This is a genomic window from Georgenia sp. Marseille-Q6866 (assembly GCF_965111665.1).
The window spans coordinates 255,370-273,082 of sequence record NZ_CBCOOR010000001.1 but is presented as its reverse complement, the minus strand read 5'-3'; the positions used below and the strand labels follow the sequence as shown (position 1 = coordinate 273,082).

The following is a 17,713-nucleotide window of genomic DNA, read 5'->3' as shown; positions in this document are numbered from 1 at the left end:
CGCTGGTCACCACACGTTCGGCGTCAGCCGTGGCGCCTCGGTACTCTCCGTCGGCACCGCAGCCGCAACCCGCGGGGTGGCCGGGTGGCTGGGCGCTGGCGGCGCGACGATGTAGCCGCTCTCCGCGTCGCCGAACACGTGCAGCGACTGGGGCGCCCGGTGCCAGAGCCAGGCGAGGTGCGCGCACATGACGGCGTCGACCTCGTCCTCCACCCGGTCCAGGTGCATGGGCCGCGTGGCCTCCTCGACCGCCACCCGAACCTCGCGCCACAGGGCGTTCCCGGACAGCCCGAGCACGGGGATGCCCTCCATCCGCTCCAGCAGCTCGACTAGCGCCGCCCGCCGCGCGAGCACCGGACCGCTCTTGTACTTGAGGATCCGGCCGAGCCCGAACAGCCCCACCATGGCGGCGTGCGGGTACACCTCGATCGCGGCGGGCCGGTCGACGCTCCCCCGGTGCGACGGATCGGTCGCCCACCCGTGCCGCTCCGCGAGCGTCCACGCGCGCGGCGGGTCGAAGTACGGGATCGAGCGGTTGCTCGCGTGGCAGCTCGCGTCGTAGCGGCCGTAGGCCTTGCCCACCTGCTTCTCGCACTCGCGCATCCCCGTGGCGTTGACGACGACGAGCGGCGCGTCGATCGCGACGCTGACGACGGGCGCCGGCAGCCCCGCGAGCCAGTCGTCGATCTCCGCGTCGCTCACCGCACTGCCAGACGCGACGAGCGCGCCGGCGTCGTCCACCGCCGCCAGGCCGGTGCGACGACGGGTGTTCCAGGCCAGGTCGATGCCGATGTGCACGTGACGAACCGTACCGAGCAGCCGCGCGGCCACCGACGTATCGTCGAACGATGAGCACCACCGCTCCCGCCAGCAACGTCCTCGGTGACCGCTACGCCCGCGAGCTCCCCGAGCTCGTCGTCCCGTGGCGCGCGGCCGGCGTGCCGACGCCCACGCTGCTTCTCCTCAACGAGCCGCTCGCCCGCGAGCTCGGCCTCGACCCCGAGGAGCTGCGGACCCCGGAGGGCATGGGCCTGCTCGTCGGCAGCACCGTGCCCGACGGCGCCACGCCCGTCGCCATGGCCTACGCGGGCCACCAGTTCGGCTCCTACTCCCCGCGCCTGGGCGACGGCCGGGCCCTCCTCCTCGGTGAGCTCACCGACACGAGCGGCGCGGTCCGCGACCTCCACCTCAAGGGCTCGGGCCCCACGCCCTTCGCCCGTGGCGGTGACGGTCTGGCCGCCGTCGGCCCGATGCTGCGCGAGTACGTCGTCAGCGAGGCGATGCACGCGCTCGGCGTGCCGACCACCCGCTCCCTCGCCGTCGTCGCCACTGGCGCCTCGGTGCGGCGCGAGACGCTGCTGCCCGGCGCCGTCCTCGCGCGCGTCGCCGCCAGCCACCTGCGCGTGGGGACGTTCCAGTACGCGCGCGCCACCGGCGACCTCGAGCTGCTGCGCCGCCTCGCCGACCACGCGATCGCCCGCCACCACCCCGACGCCGCCGCGGCGGACAACCCCTACCTCGCGCTCCTCGAGGCGGTCCTCGACGCGCAGGCCTCGCTCGTGGCGCTGTGGATGCTCGTCGGCTTCGTGCACGGCGTGATGAACACCGACAACATGACGATCTCCGGGGAGACGATCGACTACGGGCCGTGCGCCTTCATGGAGGCCGTCGACCCGGACACCGTCTTCAGCTCCATCGACGCCCGCGGGCGCTACGCGTACGGCAACCAGCCGGTCATCGCGCAGTGGAACCTCGCCCGCCTCGCCGAGGCCCTCCTCCCCCTCGTCCACACGGACGAGGAGGAGGCCGTCCGCGTCCTCACCGACCTCGTCAACACCTTCCCCGCCCGGTACAGCGCCGCGTGGACGGCCGGTATGCGGGCCAAGCTCGGGCTCTCGGAGGACGACGACGGTGCGGACCGGCTCGTCGCCGACCTCACCGCGCTCCTCGTCGCCGCCCGTCCCGACCACACCACCTTCTTCCGCGCCCTCACCTCCGCGGCGCACGGGGACACCGCCGCGGTACGTGCGCTGCCCGGCTTCGACGCCCGGCTCGGCCGGTGGCTCGAGCAGTGGCAGGCGGTGGACCCGGACGCCGCCCTCATGGAGCGCCACAACCCCGTCTACATCCCGCGCAACCACCTCCTCGAGGAGGCGCTCGACGCCGCCACCGCCGGGGACCTCGGCCCGGTGCGCGAGCTCCTCGACGTCGTTACGCGCCCCTACGAGGAGCGGTCCGGGCTCGAGCGCTACGCCCTCCCGGCGCCTCCGGAGACGCCGTTCGTCACCTACTGCGGCACCTGACGGCCCGGACGGCACGTGGAGGTCTGGGTGCTTGCTGCCGTGCTGGGCGCCGTCGTGCTCGGCGCGGTGCTCCAGCGCACGAGCGGCATGGGGACCGGCCTCGTCGTCTCCCCCACCTTCGTGCTGCTCATCGGCCCGGTGGCCGGGGTGGTCCTCACCAACATTACGACGGTCGTGTCGGCTCTCGCCCTCACCGTCGTCATGCGCGCGGACATCGACTGGGCGCGCTTCCTCCGCATCGCGCCGACGATCGTCGTCGGCTCGGTGCCGGCGGCGCTGCTCGTCCGCGCCGCGGACGCCGGCTGGCTGGAGGTGGTCATCGGCGCCGCGCTCCTCGTCGCCCTCGCCCCGATGGCGCTGGCCTGGCAGCTGCCCGACCTCGGCCGCGCCGCTGCGCCCGTCGCGGGGCTCACGGGCGGCTTCCTCAACACGGCAGTGGGCGTCGGTGGGCCGGCCGTCCTCATCTACGCCCAGGCCACGAGCTGGCCGCAGCGGGCCTTCGCCGCCACGCTCCAGCCCATCTTCCTCACCATGGGTCTCGTCTCGCTGCTGACGAAGACGGTGACCGGTGCCGCCGCGGGCGGGCTGCCCGGGTGGCCGCTCGTCGTCGCCGCGGTGGCCGCCGTGCCGGTGGGCGTGCTCGTCGGGGGCCGGGTGGCCCGCCACGTGCCGGCGACGACGGCGCGACGGGTCGCCGTCGCCGTCGTCGTCCTCGGCGCGACGGCGACCCTCGTCCGCGGGATCCTCGCCGTGACCTGACGCAACTCGCCCGGCCAAGTTCACCACCGATGTCTGTGACCCGTGGCACAGTGGCGGCCATTCAGCCGCACCGATGCCCGGGGAGCACACATGGACCAGCTGGTCGAGGACATCAACGACTTCTTCGAGGCCGTGTCGGGGGTCGTGTGGGGTCCCTTCGTCCTCATCCCCCTCCTGTTCGGCGTCGGGCTGCTGCTCACGATCCGGCTGCGGGGCCTGCAGTTCCGCAAGCTCGGCGCGGCGCTCAAGCTGGGGATCGTCAAGCGTAGGGACGTCGGCGCCGACGACGGCGACGTGTCCCAGTTCCAGGCCCTCACCACGGCTCTCTCGGCCACCGTCGGCACGGGCAACATCGTCGGTGTCGCCACGGCGATCAGCATCGGCGGGCCGGGCGCGCTGTTCTGGATGTGGGTCACCGGCCTCGTCGGGATGGCCTCGAAGTACACCGAGGCCTTCCTCGGCGTGTACTACCGCCGCACCGACTCCGCCGGGGAGAAGTCCGGAGGCCCGCAGTACTACCTGGAACGCGGCATCAAGGGCCCTGTCGGCAAGGTGCTCGGGCTGATGTTCACGGTCATGGCGATCATCGCGTCCTTCGGGATCGGCAACCTGGTCCAGGGCAACGCCGTCGCCGAGAACCTCGAGGGCTCCTTCGGGGTCGACCGGTGGGTGACCGGTGCGGTGCTGGCCGTCGCCGCGTTCATCGTGCTCGTCGGCGGCATCAAGTCGATCGGCCGGGTCACCGCGGCCTTCGTCCCCGTGATGATCGTCTTCTACGTCGTCGGCGCGCTGTTCATCCTCATCGTCAACATCACCGACGTCCCCGCCGCGATCATCCTCATCTTCACCGACGCGTTCAGCGGCACCGCCGCCACCGGCGGGTTCGTCGGCTCGACGATCATCATCGCCGTCCAGCTGGGCGCCGCCCGCGGCATGTTCTCCAACGAGTCCGGTCTCGGCTCCGCGGCGATCGCGGCCGCGGCGGCCAAGACGTCACACCCCGTCCGCCAGGCGCTCGTGTCGATGACGCAGACCTTCATCGACACGATCATCGTCGTCACCTTCACCGGCCTGGTCATCGTCACGACCGGCGTGTGGGACATGGGCAGGGACCAGGCGGGCATCATGACCGGCGAGGCCTTCTCCCACGGTCTGCCCGGTAACTGGGGCGGCTACATCGTCACCATCGCCCTGGCGATGTTCGCCTTCTCCACGGTCCTCGGCTGGTCCTACTACGGCGAGCGGTGCATCGAGCGCCTCGTGGGACGCGGTGGGGTCATGCCCTACCGGGTCGTGTTCTCCCTCATGGTCTACGTCGGTGCCACCGTGTCCCTGGACGTGGTGTGGAGCTTCGCCGACGTCATGAACGGGCTCATGGCCATCCCCAACCTCATCGGCCTCGTCATCCTGTCCGGGCTCGTCGCACGGGAGACCAAGAAGTACCTCGACAACGACCCCGGGCTCTCCGCCACCCTCGACGAGGTGCGCGTCTTCTCCCCGCGCAGCTTCGCCGACGACGTCGACCGCGTGGCCCGCTGAACGCTTCGTGGGACGGGGTGGACACCGCCCCGGCGCGCTGCCTAGGCTCGGCCCACACCCCCGGGGAGCGCCAGCAGGCGCTGAGAGTGCGGAAGGTCCGCAGACCCGTCAACCTGATCCGGTTCGTACCGGCGTAGGGAGCAGGGCACCCACCGACATGTCGTCGGTGGGGCTTCGAGGTACCCCTGGGGCCTGAGAGGGCCCAGATGAGCACCACCCAGCAGTCCACCCACGACACCGCGCGCGTGCCCACCCCGCAGGAGCACGGCATCGGTGCACGCGTGAGCATCCACCCCCACAGCGACGACTTCGTCGAGGTCATCGTCGGTGCGCTCGACGACGTCGAGCGGGCCGGCCTCACCGACGGCCTGACGCTCGAGACCGACGAGGTGAGCACCTACGTGGGCGCCTTGGAGACTCCCGCCGAGGAGCGCCTGGCGCGCTACCTCACCGCCGTGATCGCGGCGGCCACCCACCGCAGCAACGGCGGGCACGTCGTCGCCCACATCCTTCTCTCACGGGGCTGCCCGTGCGTGCGCAGCTGCGACGTCACCACGGCCGAGCTGCCGAGCGCGCCGCCGGTGGACGTCGAGGCCACGGGGATCCCCGCCGTCGCGCACTGGGCGCTGTACCCGCTGCTGGAGGGCACGTCGGACGGTGCCGACCACATGCCGCTCATCAAGGCCGCCATCGAGGCTGCCCAGCGGCGCGGGACGGCCACCTCCGCCACGCACTACGCCACGCGCCTCAGCGGGGACGTCGCCGAGGTGCTGGCCACCGCGGTCAGCGCGTGGGCCCTGGTCGGCACCGAGATCCCGCACGTCGTCTCCCACCTCACCGTGTCCGTCGGGTCGCCGAGCGCCGGGACGACCCGGTGAGCGGCGCGCCCCTCCCGGCACCGCCCCGCGCCCGGGCGCCTTTCTGGGATCTCAAGGAGCTCATGCTCATGGTGGTGCTCGGCGTCGTCTTCGGCTTCGTGTACTGGGTGCTGGTGCAGGCCTGGAACGGGCTGGCCATCCTCATGGGGCCGGCCGGTGACCTCGCCCAGCACGTGCTCTTCGGCGGCTGGTTGATCGTCGCGCCCATCGTCATCGCGATCGTCCGGCGCCCGGGCGCCGGGATCGCGGCCGAGATCATCGCGTCGGTGGTCGAGGTCGTCTTCCTCGGCTCCCCGGTGGGACCGAGCCTCATGATCGCCGCGGCGATCCAGGGCGCAGGCAGCGAGCTGGCGTTCGCGCTCACCCGGTACCGCCGGTTCGGATGGGCGGTCTTCGCGGCCTCCGGGCTGCTCGGTGCGGGACTCGTGTTCTTCTACGTCGCGTTCTCCGCCGGCTGGTACGGCCAGGACGTCTTCGCCCTGCGCCTCGTGCTCCAGCTGGTCTCCGGCGTCGTGCTCGGTGGGCTGCTCGCCAAGGTGGTCGTCGACGCCCTCGCGCGGACCGGCGTCGTCGACAACTTCGCGATCGGCCGGGAGGCGAGCGCCCGTGCCTGAGCACCCGGCCGACCCGGTGGTGCTCGACGGCGTGTCCGTCACGGTCCCGCGCCGCGCGGCCCCGGTGCTCAGCGGCATCGACCTGCGGCTGCGGCACGGCGAGCACCTCCTGCTGCTCGGGCCCTCGGGCTCCGGCAAGTCCACCGTCCTGCACTGCCTCACCGGCGTCGTGCCGCACACCGTGGCGGCGCGGCTGGCCGGTGAGGTGACCGTCGCCGGCACCCGCACCACCGACGCGGCAGTGGTGGAGCTGTCCCGCCACGTGGCGCTCGTCGCCCAGGACCCGGCGGCGGCGGTCTGCCTGCCGACCGTCGACCAGGAGCTGGCCCTGCCCCTGGAGAACCACGCGACCGACCCGGCGGAGATCGGGCCGCGGCTGGACTCCGCGCTCGCGACCGTGGGCGCCGGCCACCTCCGTGAGCGGGTGACCGGCGAGCTCTCCGGCGGGGAGACGCAGCGGGTGGCGCTGGCGGCAGCCCTCGTCACCGACCCAGACATCCTGCTCCTCGACGAGCCGACCTCGATGCTCGACCCGGCCGGGGTGGCCGACGTGCGGCGCGCCCTCACGGCGGTGTGGTCGCGGCCGGGCACGACGGTCGTCCTCGTCGAGCACCGGCTCGACGAGCTCGCCGGTGAGGACGGCGCGGGTGCGCTGCCGGGGCGCGCCGTGGTGCTCGACGAGGGCGGCCGCGTCCTCGCCGACGGCGTCACCGAGCAGGTCCTGCGCGACCACGCGGGCGGGCTGCTGAGAGCGGGGTGCTGGCTCCCGCTGGACGCCGAGCTGCGCGCCCTCAGCGGGGGCGACGGTGGTCTCAACTCTCCGGCGGCCCAGGACCTGCTCCGGCAGCTCGCGCAGGCGCCCGGCGGCGAGGTGCCGGCCGGCCCACCGGTTGGGGACGTCGTGCTCCGCGCCCACGGGCTGGCCGTCTTGCGGCACGCCCCGGTCCGACGACGGCGTCGCGCGCCCGGCCCCACCGGCCCGCCACCGCTGCTGGCCGGGATCGACCTCGAGCTGCGCGCCGGCGAGGTGGTCGCCCTGCTCGGGCGAAACGGGGTGGGCAAGACCTCCCTGCTCCTCACGCTCGCCGGTCTCCTGGCACCGGCGGCCGGCAGCGTCGAGGGCGAGCGCGCGGGGATGGTGTTCCAGAACGCCGAGCACCAGTTCGTCGCGCACACCGTCGCCGAGGAGGTCGCCCACGGGCTCACCGGCCCGGTGGACGAGGTGGTGCGCAGGCAGCTGCGCGCGCACCGCCTCGAGCACCTCGCCGGGCAGAGCCCCTTCCGGCTCTCCGGCGGGGAGAAGCGCCGCCTCAGCCTTGCGGCGATGCTCGCCCACGAGCGGCCCTGCCTCCTCGCCGACGAGCCGACGCTCGGCCTGGACCGCCGCGACACCATCGCGACGACGACGGCGATGCGGGCCGCCGCCGACGCGGGCTGCGCCGTCGTCGTCTCGAGCCACGACCTGCGGACGGTGCTCACGCTGGCGGACCGCGTCGTCGTGCTCGCCGAGGGCGGCGTCCTCGCGGACGGCCCGGCCGTCCCGGTGCTGCGCGACGCCGACGTCCGGCGCCGCAGCGGTCTCACCCTGCCGCCGCTGGTCGGCTGGCTGCTGGAGGAGATCGGCGAGCCCGCCGCGGTCCGCCGCGCGCTGCTCGCCCTCGACGCCGCCGTGGGCGCGCCGCCCGCGCGCGCCGAGGCCCTGCGGTGAGCGCGACCGCTCCCCCGCTCGACCGGCGCAACCCGACGGTCAAGCTCGGGATCGTCTTCGTCGTCTCGCTCGTCGTGATGTTCGTCCTCGACCCGCTGACACCGGCCGTCCTCTACCTGCTCGCCGTCGTCGGCGTCGCGACGACGACGAGCGCGACGCCCCGCACGCTGCTGCTCGCGCACGTGCCCTTCGCTGCCTTCGCGCTCGGGGTCCTCGTCGTCAACGTGCTGAGCCGCCCCGGTGAGGTGCTGTGGCAGGCAGGGGTGCTGCGGGTGACGGCCGAGGGGCTGTCGGTGGGGGGCGCACTGGCGATCCGCACCCTGCTCATCGGGGTGCTCGCGACCGGCTTCCTCCTGTCGACCGACGCCGTGGCACTCATGCACAGCTTGCGGCAGAACGCCCGGCTCAGCCCCCGGGTCGCCTACGCGGTGCTCGCCGGGTACCGGCTCCTCCAGGACATGCCGCGCGAGTGGTCGACCATCCAGCACGCCCACGCCGTGCGGGCGCCGCTCGGGCGCGGCGGACGCCCACCACGCGGCCCGCGCCACCTGGGCCGCGTGATCTTCACGCTGCTCGTCGTCACCGTGCGGCGCGGGGAGCGGATGGCGCAGTCACTGGAGTCGCGCGGTCTCGGGCTCAGCCCCCGCACGACGTGGTGGCCGGTCACCGTCACGCGTGCGGACTGGGCGCTGGCGGCAGGGGTGCTCGGCGTCGTCGGCGCCGTCCTGCTCGCCAGCGCGTGGCTGGGGGTGCTGCGGGGTCCGGCCGCCCTGGTCGGCTGAGCTCAGGGCCGGTGGACCCCGAGCGTGTCGGTGCCGTCGCCGTTCCAGTCCCCGACGAGGACGACGTCGTTGCGCCGCCCGTAGTTGAGGACGAGGTCCGCCGGCCCGCCGGTGATGCGGTTCTTCACGTGGTAGGCGATGCCGCGCCGGACGGCGAAGGTGTCCACGCCGTCGCCGTCCCAGTCCCCGACGAGGACGCGGTCGCTCGCGCGGCCGTAGGTGATGGCGGTGTCCGCCGGCCCGCCGGTGATCGCGTTTTTCACGTGGAAGACGTCGCGGCGGCGGACGGCGAAGGTGTCCTTCCCGTCGGTGTCCCAGTCGCCGACGAGCACCTCGTCACTGGTCCGCCCGTAGACGAAGACGTGGTCGGCGTCGCCGGAGGACACGGTGTTCTTCACGTGGAAGGTCTTGCCGCGCCGCACCGCGAAGGTGTCGGTCCCGTTGCCGTCCCAGTCCCCCACGAGCACCTCGTCGTTCGCGCGGCCGTACTGGATCACCGACTGCAGCGCGCCCGAGGCGTTGCGGCCGTGGACGTAGAAGGTGTTGCCCTTGCGGATGGCGAGCGTGTCGGTGCCGTCACCGTCCCAGTCGCCGACGAAGACCTGCGAGCGCTTGTCCCCGAAGGCGAAGTCGACGCTCGACCACGGGGTCCAGTCGTTGTTGAGGTAGACCGTGCCGGTGTGCTTGAGCGGGTCGGTGATCGCCGCGGGCGGCGCCGGCCTGGCCGGGGTCGTCGGCGGGGGCGGGCGTCGGCTCGGGGCGGGGTGGGGGTGGCGTTGTCGACGCGCTGGTCGGCGGCCCGGGCGAGCCAGCCCATGCGGGAGTAGATGTCGTCGCCGGGGCAGGCGGTGGCGGAGACGTCGCGGTGGGCGAAGACCCGGCCCAGCCGCTGGCCCTTGGGACGGGCGTACGTGCCCGGCGAGACCATGCCCGAGCTCGCGGTCGCGTCGAGGCCCGCGCGGCCGAACTGCCAGGCGAGGATGTCGGCCATGGCGTTCATCGCGGCGCTCGGGACACCGACCTTGGTGTAGTCGCCCATGACGCTGAGCCCCACGGTGCCGGTGTTGAACGGGGCCGCGTGCGCGCCGACGGGCATCTTGCCGGTGGGCGAGGCCAGCGAGCCGCTGCGGCCCTCGTAGATCCGACCCCACTTGTCGATGAGGAAGTTGTACCCGATGTCGCCCCAGCCGCGCGTGACCGCGTGGTAGTAGTAGATGCCGCGCACGATGCTCGGGCTCTGCGCCTTGGTGTAGGTGTTGCTCCCGGCGGTGTGGTGGACGACGGTGGCCTGCAGGGTCGCGTAGGAGGGGCGCCACTTCATCTGGGACTCGTTCGCCCCCCAGCCGGCGCGGCTGGTGATCGCCGGGCGCGGGACGGACACGGCGGCCCGGCTGACGGTCGCGGACTGCGTGGTGGCCTGGGCGGACGGGGCGGCGGAGGCGCGCGCGGCCGGCTGCTGGAAGGGCAGGGCGGCCGCCGGCACGGGGGCCAGCGGGTCGGTGGTCGGTGCGGCGGAGACGGCGGGGGCGTCCTCCTCGAGCACGACCTGCTCGTCCCCCGGCCACTCCGGGGTGAGGCTGAGCCGGACGTTGGCGGGCAGCTGCGCGGCGTCCCCGGTGATCTGCACCTGGACGGCCTCGGCGCCCGCCGCGATGTAGGGCTCCGTCCCGCCGGTGGGGCCCGCGTCGTCCGCGGCGCTCTCGACCTCGAGCTGCGTCCAGTCCTGCCACTGCCCGCTCTCCAGGACACGGATGAAGACCGCGGCGTCCTGCGGCAGGGCGTCCGCGCCATCCCAGGTGACGCCCGCGACGTAGAACTCGTCCGTCGCGATGGGCGCGGTGAGGACGGCGACGTCGTCGGTCTCGGGGGCCGCCTGGGTGCGCATGGAGCGCGCGCTGGACTGCAGCGGCCGCAGGCCCTCGTCGGCGAGGCCGGTGAGGCTGCCGTCCGCGGTGGTGAGGGCGACGACGGTGACCGGCTCCTCCTCCACGGTCCCGGCCGCAGCGGGGACCGTGCCCGCGAGGATCAGTGAGGTGACGACGAGCGTGGGGCGGGCAGCCCTGAACAGTGGCATAGGAAAGGCGAACTTCCGGGTTGCGGGTGGTGGAGGCGCACGGAGGCGTCCCCAGCAGTATCGGCAGGTGTAGACCAGGATTGAATGGTTCGCACTTGTCTCATCCGTCACACCAGTCACACGCAGCGACGACGGCCTACCTCGCACGCCGTCACCCCGTCGCCGGGAACCACTACTCTCGCGGCATCGAACGCTCACCGACGAGACGGGGGAACGCCATGAGTGACCGGACCGCTGTGCTGCGAGGTGCTGCAGACCACGTCGTCTGTGCCACCTGCGCGGTCGAGTACGGACACGAGCCGCTGCCGGACGTGTGCGTCATCTGCGCCGACGAGAGGCAGTGGGTGCCGCGCAGCGGCCAGGCGTGGACCACGGTGGGGCGGCTCCTCGAGGCCGGGCACCGCACCGTCGTCGAGGAGCTCGAGCCGGGCCTGCTCGGGATCAGGACCGAGCCGTCCGTCGGCATCGGACAGACCGGCAAGCTCGTCGTCACCGACCACGGCAACGTCCTGTTCGACGTCCCCGGCCTCATCGACGACGCCGCCGTGGACGCCATCGCGTCCCGCGGCCGGCTCGCGGCCATCGTCGCGAGCCACCCGCACATGTACGGCGTCCAGTCGCTGTACAGCCGCGCCTTCGACGACGCGCCGGTCCTCGTCGCCCGCGCCGACGCCGCCTTCCTCCCCCTCCGCGCGCCGGCGGTGCGGCTGTGGGACGAGGCGCACGAGATCGTGCCGGGCGTCCACCTCGAGCAGATCGGCGGCCACTTCCCCGGCAGCACGGTCGCCCGCTTCACGGGCGCCGACGGGCAGGGCGTCCTGCTGGCGGGAGACGGCATCTTCCCCGGCCCCGAGGGACGGACCGTCAGCTTCCTGCGCAGCTACCCGAACCGCATCCCGCTGTCCGCGACCGTCGTCCGGCGGATCGCCGACCAGGTGGCGCGGCTCCAGTTCGAGCGGCTGTACAACAACTTCCGCGGGGTCGTCCCCTCGGGTGCCGGTGAGGTGGTCGAGCGCTCGGCGCAGCGGTACATCGAGTGGGTCAGCGGCGCGCACGACGACCTCACCTGAGCGGTCGTCCGGCGCGCTCGGACCCGAGGAGTGCCAGGGCGACCCCATCCTCGGGCGCGCACGCTGCATGCAGAAAGGCCCGCGGGATCTGAGATCCTGCGGGCCTTGCCTGTGTCCGAGGGGGGACTTGAACCCCCACGCCCTAATACGGGCACTAGCACCTCAAGCTAGCGCGTCTACCTATTCCGCCACCCGGACGAGTGGTGTCCTCCAGCTGCCTGAGCCCCTGGCGACGTCCCAAAAGATAGCACGGTCGCGAGGGCCGTTTCGAACTGCGGCGGCCGTTCCGGGCGGAGTGTGGCGAGCGCCACCACCGGCTGCCTCGGCGTGCCCGTGCGGGGTCGGCCGTGTCGTCGGGCTGCAGGGCGCGCGGTGCGCCACACTGGGCACGTCCAGCACACGAGGAGGCCGCCCGGATGAGGCTTTTCGGCAAGGTCCGCACCCGCCGACCGGAGCCAGGTGGCCCGCCCGTGCACGGCGCCAGGCCGTCGCCGTCCTCACCGGCTGACCGGAGCCCGGCACGTGCCGCCCGGATGCCTCGCGCGTCGTCGTCGGTGACGCGGGTGTCGGTGCGCCGCATGCCGGAACGGGCGCTGCACGCCGAGCGTGACCCCTTCGACGTCCCCCGGTGGCTGCGCCGCTACGGCCTCATGGCCTGGTTGTTCCTCGGGATCGTCATCGTCGTGGCGATGGCCGTCTTCGCGACGACGCGCATCCAGGCGGTGTTCATCGCCGTCTTCGTGGCTCTCGTCATCACCTCCGTCCTCTACCCGGTGGTGAGCGCCCTCGCACGGGTGATGCCACGCGCCCTGGCCACCGCCGTCGCCATGCTGGGCTCGCTCGCCGTCGTCGCCGGCATCTTCACCTACGTCATCACCTCGGTGGCCGGGCAGTGGGAGGACCTCGCCGACCAGTTCGGCCAGGGCATCGACGACATCTTCGAGTTCCTCGAGACCGGGCCGCTACCCATCCACTTCACCCAGGCGGAGATCTACGACTGGATCAACGGGCTCGTCGCGGAGGCCCAGAACTACGTGTCGCAGAACGCCGGCACGCTCGCCGGCCAGGTGCTGAGCAACGCCGGCGCCGTCGCCCTGATCTTCACCGTCCTCGCGCTGAGCATCTTCGTCACGGTGTTCTTCCTCCTGCGCGGCGGGGACATGTGGCGCTGGTTCATCAACCAGCTGCCGGCCCGGTCCCGGGAGAACGTCCACCGGGCCGCGAGCTCGGGCTGGTACACCTTCGCCGGCTACGCGCGCGGCACGGTGATCATCGCCTTCGCCGACGGCGTCCTCGCCTTCATCCTCCTCGCCATCGTCGGGGTGCCGCTCGCCGCGCCGCTCGCGGTGCTGGTCTTCATCGGCGCCTTCATCCCGCTCATCGGCGCACCACTGGCGATGATCATCGCGGCCGTCGTCGCACTGGCCGCCGGCGGCATCGTCGACGCGCTCATCGTGACGATCGGTATCGCGCTCATCGGGCAGATCGAGGGACACCTCCTCCAGCCGCTCGTCATGGGCCGGCAGGTCTCGCTCCACCCGGTCGTCGTCGCCCTCGGCGTCACGGCGGGCACCTTCCTCGCCGGCCTGCTCGGCGCCATCATCGCCATCCCCATCCTCGCCGTCCTCTGGGCGGTCTACTCCGCGCTGCACGAGCCCGACCCGCCCGTCGAGGGCGACCTGCCCGACCCTCGCGGCATCGCCGAGGGCGTCCAGCGCCGTCGTCAGCGGCACAACGAGCGCGGCACCGACGACGAGGTCGCCGAGGGCCGGCCGAGCGTCGGCGGCGTGCGGGGCTGACTCAGCGGAAGTCGCGGGAGCGCGAGGCCACCCGGAGCGGCAGGTCGCGCACGTGGTCGGCGACGAGGTTGAGCACGCCGTCGCCCCGTTCCACCGTCCCGCGCACCACGAGGGCCGCGCTCGTGCGCGCCGTCTGCCGGTAGCGCGCCCACAGCCCGGGGCTGCACACGACGTTGAGCAGGCCCGTCTCGTCCTCCAGGGAGAGGAAGGTGACGCCGCCCGCCGTCCCCGGCCGCTGGCGGTGGGTGACGACGCCGGCCACCTCCACCCTGCTGCCCACCTCGGTGGTGGCCAGCCCCGCGATGCTCGAGATCCCCTGGGCGGTGAGCTCGGGGCGCAGGAACTGGGTGGGGAAGCTGTCGGTGGACACACCGGTGGCCCACACGTCGGCGACGGCGGTCTCCAGCTCGTCCATCCCCGGCAGCATCGGGGCCTCGAAGCCGACGGCGGTGTGCGGCAGGGTGTTGTGCTCCCCCGCCAGCACCCCCGCGGCCCACAGCGCCGCGCGCCGCTCCAGGCCGAAGCAGTCCAGCGCACCGGCCGTGGCCAGGGCCTCGAGCTGGGCGGCGGTGAGCCGCACCCGCCGGGCAAGGTCGGCGATGTCGGCGAAGGGACCGTTCGCCTCCCGCTCGGCCACGACCCGCTCGGCCGTCCTCTCCCCGATGCCGCGGACCGGGGCCAGCCCCAGCCGGACGGCCAGGTGCGGGTGCGGGTCGACCAGCGGCCGCCCACTGCCCACGTCCCGCGGCACGTCCTCGGGCGGGCGTGATCCAGCTGCCGGCGCGGGGGTGGCCCCCTCCTCGCCGAGAGCTGAGTTGTTACTCCGCTCCACCACGGCCTGGGCCTGGGAGGTCTGCACGTCCGCCCGCAGCACCCGCACGCCGTGGCGGCGGGCGTCGGCGACGAGGGTCTGCGGGGAGTAGAAGCCCATCGGCTGGGCGGCGAGGAGCGCCGCGTAGAAGGCCTCGGGGTGGTGGACCTTGAGCCAGGCACTGGCGTAGACGAGGTAGGCGAAGGAGAAGGCGTGGGACTCCGGGAAGCCGAAGTCCGCGAAGGCCTTGAGCTTGTCGTAGATCTGGTCCGCGACGGCACCGGTGACGCCCTTGCGGGCCATGCCCTCGAGGAGCCGCCCGCGCAGCGCCTCCATCCGCTCGGTGGAGCGCTTGGAGCCCATCGCCTTGCGCAGCTGGTCGGCCTCGCCCGGGCTGAAGTCCGCGACGTCGATGGCGATCTGCATGAGCTGCTCCTGGAACAGCGGCACCCCGAGGGTCTTGGACAGCGCCGGCTCGAGCAGCGGGTGGAGGTAGGTGACCTCCTCCCGGCCGCGACGGCGGTTGATGTACGGGTTGACCGAGTCGCCCTGGATCGGGCCGGGACGGATGAGCGCGACCTCGACGACGATGTCGTAGAAGTTCCGCGGCCGCAGGCGCGGCAGGGTGGCCATCTGGGCGCGGGACTCGACCTGGAACAGGCCGACGGTGTCCGCCGCGCACAGCAGGTCGTAGACGCGGGGGTCCTCCTGCGGCAGGGAGTGCAGGCCCACCGGCGGGGTGCCCGGCGCCGCGTGCGCGTTGACGTCGGCGAAGGCCAGGCGCAGGGCGGTGAGCATGCCCAGGCCGAGGAGGTCGAACTTCACCAGGCCGGCGTCGGCGCAGTCGTCCTTGTCCCACTGCAGGACGGTGCGCCCGGGCATCGTGGCCCACTCCACCGGGCAGACCTCGACGACGGGACGGTCGCACAGCACCATCCCGCCGGAGTGGATGCCCAGGTGGCGGGGCAGGCGCAGCATCTGCTCGGCGATGTCGACGACGTCGGCGGGGATGCCGGCGACGTCGTCGGCGGGTGAGGGCCCGCGACCGTCACGGGCCCCGCGCGCGTCCCCGCCGTCGTCGGGGTTGCGCAGGCTGCGCCACCGCTCGATGGACTTGCTCCACGCGTCCTGCTGCCCGAGGTCGTAGCCGAGGGCGCGGGCGGCGTCGCGGACCGCCGAGCGGGGCCGGTAGGAGATGACGTTGGCGACCTGCGCGGCGTGGGTGCGCCCGTAGCGCTCGTAGACGAACTGGATGACCTCCTCGCGGCGCCCGGACTCGATGTCGAGGTCGATGTCGGGCGGGCCGGAGCGGCCCGGGGACAGGAAGCGCTCGAAGAGCAGCCGGTGCTGGACGGCGTCGACGGCGGTGATCCCCAGCGCGAAGCACACCGCGGAGTTGGCGGCCGAGCCGCGGCCCTGGCACAGGATGCCCTGCGCGCGGCAGAAGTCGACGATCTCGTGGACGATGAGGAAGTAGCCGGGGAAGTCGAGGTCGATGATGACCTGCAGCTCGTGCTCGATCATCGCGTAGGCGCCGGGGATGCGTTCGGCCCCGCGCGGCCCGTACCGCTCGGCCGCGCCGCGGTAGGTGAGCTCGCGCAGCCAGGTGGCCTCGGTGTGCCCGGCCGGGACCGGGTGCGGCGGCAGGTTGGGGGCCACGAGCGCGAGGTCGAAGGCGCACTCGGCGCCGAGGTCCGCGGCCGTCGTCACCGCCTGCGGGTGGCGGGCGTGGATCGCGGCCATCTCCGCCGCCGAGCGCAGGTGGGCGGCGGTGGGCGGGCGCCAGCCGTCGATCTCCTCCAGGGTGGCGCGGGCGCGAATTGCGGCGAGGACGTCGGCGAGCGGCTGGTCGGCGGGGCGGGCGCAGTGGACGGCGCCGGTGGCGACGAGCGGGAGACGCGCCGCGGCGGCGAGCTCGGCGAGGGCGTCGTTGCGGGCGGAGTCGAGCGGGTCCCCGGTGTCGGTGATCTCGACGGCGACGTTGTTCCGCCCGAAGAGCGAGGTGAGATCGTCGAGGGCGGCGCGGGCGGCGCCCTGCCCGCCGGTCTCCAGGGCGCGGCGCACCGCACCCTTGCGGCAGCCGGTGAGGACGAGCCACTGCCCGTCCGCGGCCTCCGCGAGCGCCGGCAGGCGGTAGTCGCTGCGGCCCTTCTCCCCCGTGGCGAGGTGCGCCTCGGCGATGGCGCGGGACAGGCTGCGGTAGCCCTGCGGTCCCCGGGCCAGGGCGAGGAGGTGGGTCCCGGGCGGGTCCATCTGGCCGGTGGCGCGCTCGGCGGACCCGAGGGTGAGCTCGGCCCCGATGACGGCGGGCAGCCCGATCCGGCGGGCGGCCTCGGCGAAGCGGACGACGCCGTAGAGGCCGTCGTGGTCGGTGACGGCCAGCGCCGAGAGCCCGAGGCGGTGCGCCTCGACCGCGAGCTCCTCGGGCTGGTTGGCGCCGTCGAGGAAGCTGAAGGCCGAGTGCGCGTGCAGCTCGGCGTAGCGCGGGGTCACCTCCGCCTCCTGTCGTACATGTGTTCGAGTGTACGTCCCCGGTGGCTGGTGACGAGCCGCGGAGTACCGTCGACTCATGAGCACCGACGACGTCGTCGACCGCGACCAGCCCCGTCTCGCCGAGGCCGACCGGGACAGCCCCCTGTCGCCGGAGCTGGAGACGCTCCGCTTCGCCGGCACCGGGGGTGACGGCCTCGGCGTGCCCGTCCTCGAGACGTGGCAGGAGGTGCCCGTCCCCGGCAGCGAGCATCTCGACCTCGCCGCCCCGTACGACGGCAGCGACTGACGGGACACCCGGGGGCGCAGATGGACGACGACGGCGACGCGCGGGTCCGGGAGGCGATGGCGGCCGTCGACCGCCGCACGTTCCTCCCGCCGGACCAGCACCGCTTCGCCGACGCCGACCAGCCCCTGAGCATCGGCCACCGCGCCACCTGCTCCCAGCCGAGCACCGTGGCGCGGATGCTCACCCTGCTCGACGCGCGGCCCGGGCACCGCGTGCTCGACGTCGGCTCCGGGTCCGGGTGGACGACGGCGATCCTCGCCCGGCTCGTCGCGCCGGGCGGCGAGGTGCTCGGCGTCGAGCTCGAGCCGGCGCTCGTGGAGACGGGGCGCGGGAACCTCGCGGCCGCCGGTGTCGCCGCCCTCATCGAGCCGGCCGTCCCCGGTGAGCTCGGCCTGCCCGGCCTCGCACCCTTCGACCGGGTCCTCGTCTCCGCCGAGGCACGCCGCCTCCCGCGCGCCCTGGTCGACCAGCTCGCCGACGGCGGGCGCATGGTCATCCCCGTCCGCGGGGAGCTCGTCGTCGCCGACCTCAGCGGTGGCGAGCTCGCCACGCGCGCCTTCGGCAGCTACCGCTTCGTCCCGCTGCGCAAGGGCTAGG

15 protein-coding genes, 1 tRNA gene and 1 riboswitch are annotated in these 17,713 nt (G+C 73.6%); of the genes, 11 read left to right on the top strand and 5 right to left on the bottom strand.

Features of this window, described 5'->3' with window-relative positions:
* Positions 1 to 6: 6 nt before the first annotated feature.
* Positions 7 to 798 carry a DUF429 domain-containing protein gene (locus ACWPXV_RS01315; RefSeq protein ID WP_454083524.1) on the bottom strand — a complete coding sequence of 264 codons (792 nt, stop codon included), beginning with the start codon at positions 796 to 798 and terminating at the stop codon, positions 7 to 9.
* Between the two features lie 50 nt (positions 799 to 848).
* Between ACWPXV_RS01315 and ACWPXV_RS01310 the strand changes: the two genes are divergently transcribed.
* The 7 genes from ACWPXV_RS01310 (at position 849) to ACWPXV_RS01280 (ending at position 8,583) form a co-directional block, all read left to right on the top strand.
* Positions 849 to 2,303 (top strand): protein adenylyltransferase SelO, encoded by a 1,455-nt coding sequence (locus ACWPXV_RS01310; protein WP_454083523.1) that lies wholly within the window; start codon positions 849 to 851, stop codon positions 2,301 to 2,303.
* 27 nt (positions 2,304 to 2,330) lie between these two features.
* Complete coding sequence (locus ACWPXV_RS01305) at positions 2,331 to 3,062, top strand: TSUP family transporter (protein WP_454083522.1); 732 nt, start codon at positions 2,331 to 2,333, stop codon at positions 3,060 to 3,062.
* Positions 3,063 to 3,152: 90 nt separating this feature from the next.
* Positions 3,153 to 4,601 (top strand): alanine/glycine:cation symporter family protein, encoded by a 1,449-nt coding sequence (locus ACWPXV_RS01300; protein ID WP_454083521.1) that lies wholly within the window; start codon positions 3,153 to 3,155, stop codon positions 4,599 to 4,601.
* 51 nt (positions 4,602 to 4,652) lie between these two features.
* Positions 4,653 to 4,760: riboswitch (TPP riboswitch) on the top strand.
* A 47-nt stretch (positions 4,761 to 4,807) separates the two neighbouring features.
* Complete coding sequence (locus tag ACWPXV_RS01295) at positions 4,808 to 5,479, top strand: YkoF family thiamine/hydroxymethylpyrimidine-binding protein (RefSeq protein WP_454083520.1); 672 nt, start codon at positions 4,808 to 4,810, stop codon at positions 5,477 to 5,479.
* On the top strand, positions 5,476 to 6,093 hold the full coding sequence (locus ACWPXV_RS01290; RefSeq protein ID WP_454083519.1) for an ECF transporter S component: 618 nt from the start codon (positions 5,476 to 5,478) through the stop codon (positions 6,091 to 6,093). Before ACWPXV_RS01295 ends, ACWPXV_RS01290 begins: the two co-directional genes overlap by 4 nt.
* Positions 6,086 to 7,801, top strand: coding sequence for an ABC transporter ATP-binding protein (locus ACWPXV_RS01285; RefSeq protein WP_454083518.1), 1,716 nt, complete (start codon positions 6,086 to 6,088; stop codon positions 7,799 to 7,801). Before ACWPXV_RS01290 ends, ACWPXV_RS01285 begins: the two co-directional genes overlap by 8 nt.
* Positions 7,798 to 8,583: an energy-coupling factor transporter transmembrane component T family protein gene (locus ACWPXV_RS01280; RefSeq protein ID WP_454083517.1), complete on the top strand. Its 786-nt coding sequence runs from the start codon at positions 7,798 to 7,800 to the stop codon at positions 8,581 to 8,583. Before ACWPXV_RS01285 ends, ACWPXV_RS01280 begins: the two co-directional genes overlap by 4 nt.
* Positions 8,584 to 8,585: 2 nt before the next feature.
* On the opposite strand, the gene ACWPXV_RS01275 is transcribed toward ACWPXV_RS01280, so the two are convergent.
* Both ACWPXV_RS01275 and ACWPXV_RS01270 read right to left on the bottom strand, forming a co-directional pair.
* Entirely contained in the window at positions 8,586 to 9,080 is a 495-nt protein-coding gene (locus tag ACWPXV_RS01275) for a hypothetical protein (protein ID WP_454083516.1), read from the bottom strand.
* Positions 9,077 to 10,657, bottom strand: coding sequence for an N-acetylmuramoyl-L-alanine amidase (locus ACWPXV_RS01270; protein WP_454083515.1), 1,581 nt, complete (start codon positions 10,655 to 10,657; stop codon positions 9,077 to 9,079). The genes ACWPXV_RS01275 and ACWPXV_RS01270 overlap by 4 nt, the downstream gene beginning before the upstream one ends.
* Positions 10,658 to 10,875: 218 nt before the next feature.
* On the opposite strand from ACWPXV_RS01270, the gene ACWPXV_RS01265 reads away from it, so the two are divergent.
* Complete coding sequence (locus tag ACWPXV_RS01265) at positions 10,876 to 11,727, top strand: MBL fold metallo-hydrolase (RefSeq protein ID WP_454083514.1); 852 nt, start codon at positions 10,876 to 10,878, stop codon at positions 11,725 to 11,727.
* A gap of 112 nt (positions 11,728 to 11,839) precedes the next feature.
* Here ACWPXV_RS01265 and ACWPXV_RS01260 read toward each other — a convergent pair.
* A tRNA-Leu gene (locus ACWPXV_RS01260) sits at positions 11,840 to 11,925 on the bottom strand.
* A 380-nt stretch (positions 11,926 to 12,305) separates the two neighbouring features.
* Between ACWPXV_RS01260 and ACWPXV_RS01255 the strand changes: the two genes are divergently transcribed.
* Entirely contained in the window at positions 12,306 to 13,526 is a 1,221-nt protein-coding gene (locus tag ACWPXV_RS01255) for an AI-2E family transporter (protein WP_454083513.1), read from the top strand.
* Between the two features lies 1 nt (position 13,527).
* On the opposite strand, the gene ACWPXV_RS01250 is transcribed toward ACWPXV_RS01255, so the two are convergent.
* A complete protein-coding gene (locus ACWPXV_RS01250) occupies positions 13,528 to 16,908 on the bottom strand; it encodes an error-prone DNA polymerase (RefSeq protein WP_454083512.1) in 3,381 nt (1,126 codons plus the stop codon).
* Between ACWPXV_RS01250 and ACWPXV_RS01245 the strand changes: the two genes are divergently transcribed.
* Positions 16,907 to 17,116, top strand: a complete 210-nt coding sequence (locus ACWPXV_RS01245; protein ID WP_454083511.1) for a hypothetical protein — start codon at positions 16,907 to 16,909, stop codon at positions 17,114 to 17,116. The genes ACWPXV_RS01250 and ACWPXV_RS01245 overlap by 2 nt on opposite strands.
* Positions 17,117 to 17,136: 20 nt before the next feature.
* Positions 17,137 to 17,712, top strand: a complete 576-nt coding sequence (locus ACWPXV_RS01240) for a protein-L-isoaspartate O-methyltransferase family protein (RefSeq protein ID WP_454083510.1) — start codon at positions 17,137 to 17,139, stop codon at positions 17,710 to 17,712.
* Position 17,713: the final 1 nt, after the last annotated feature.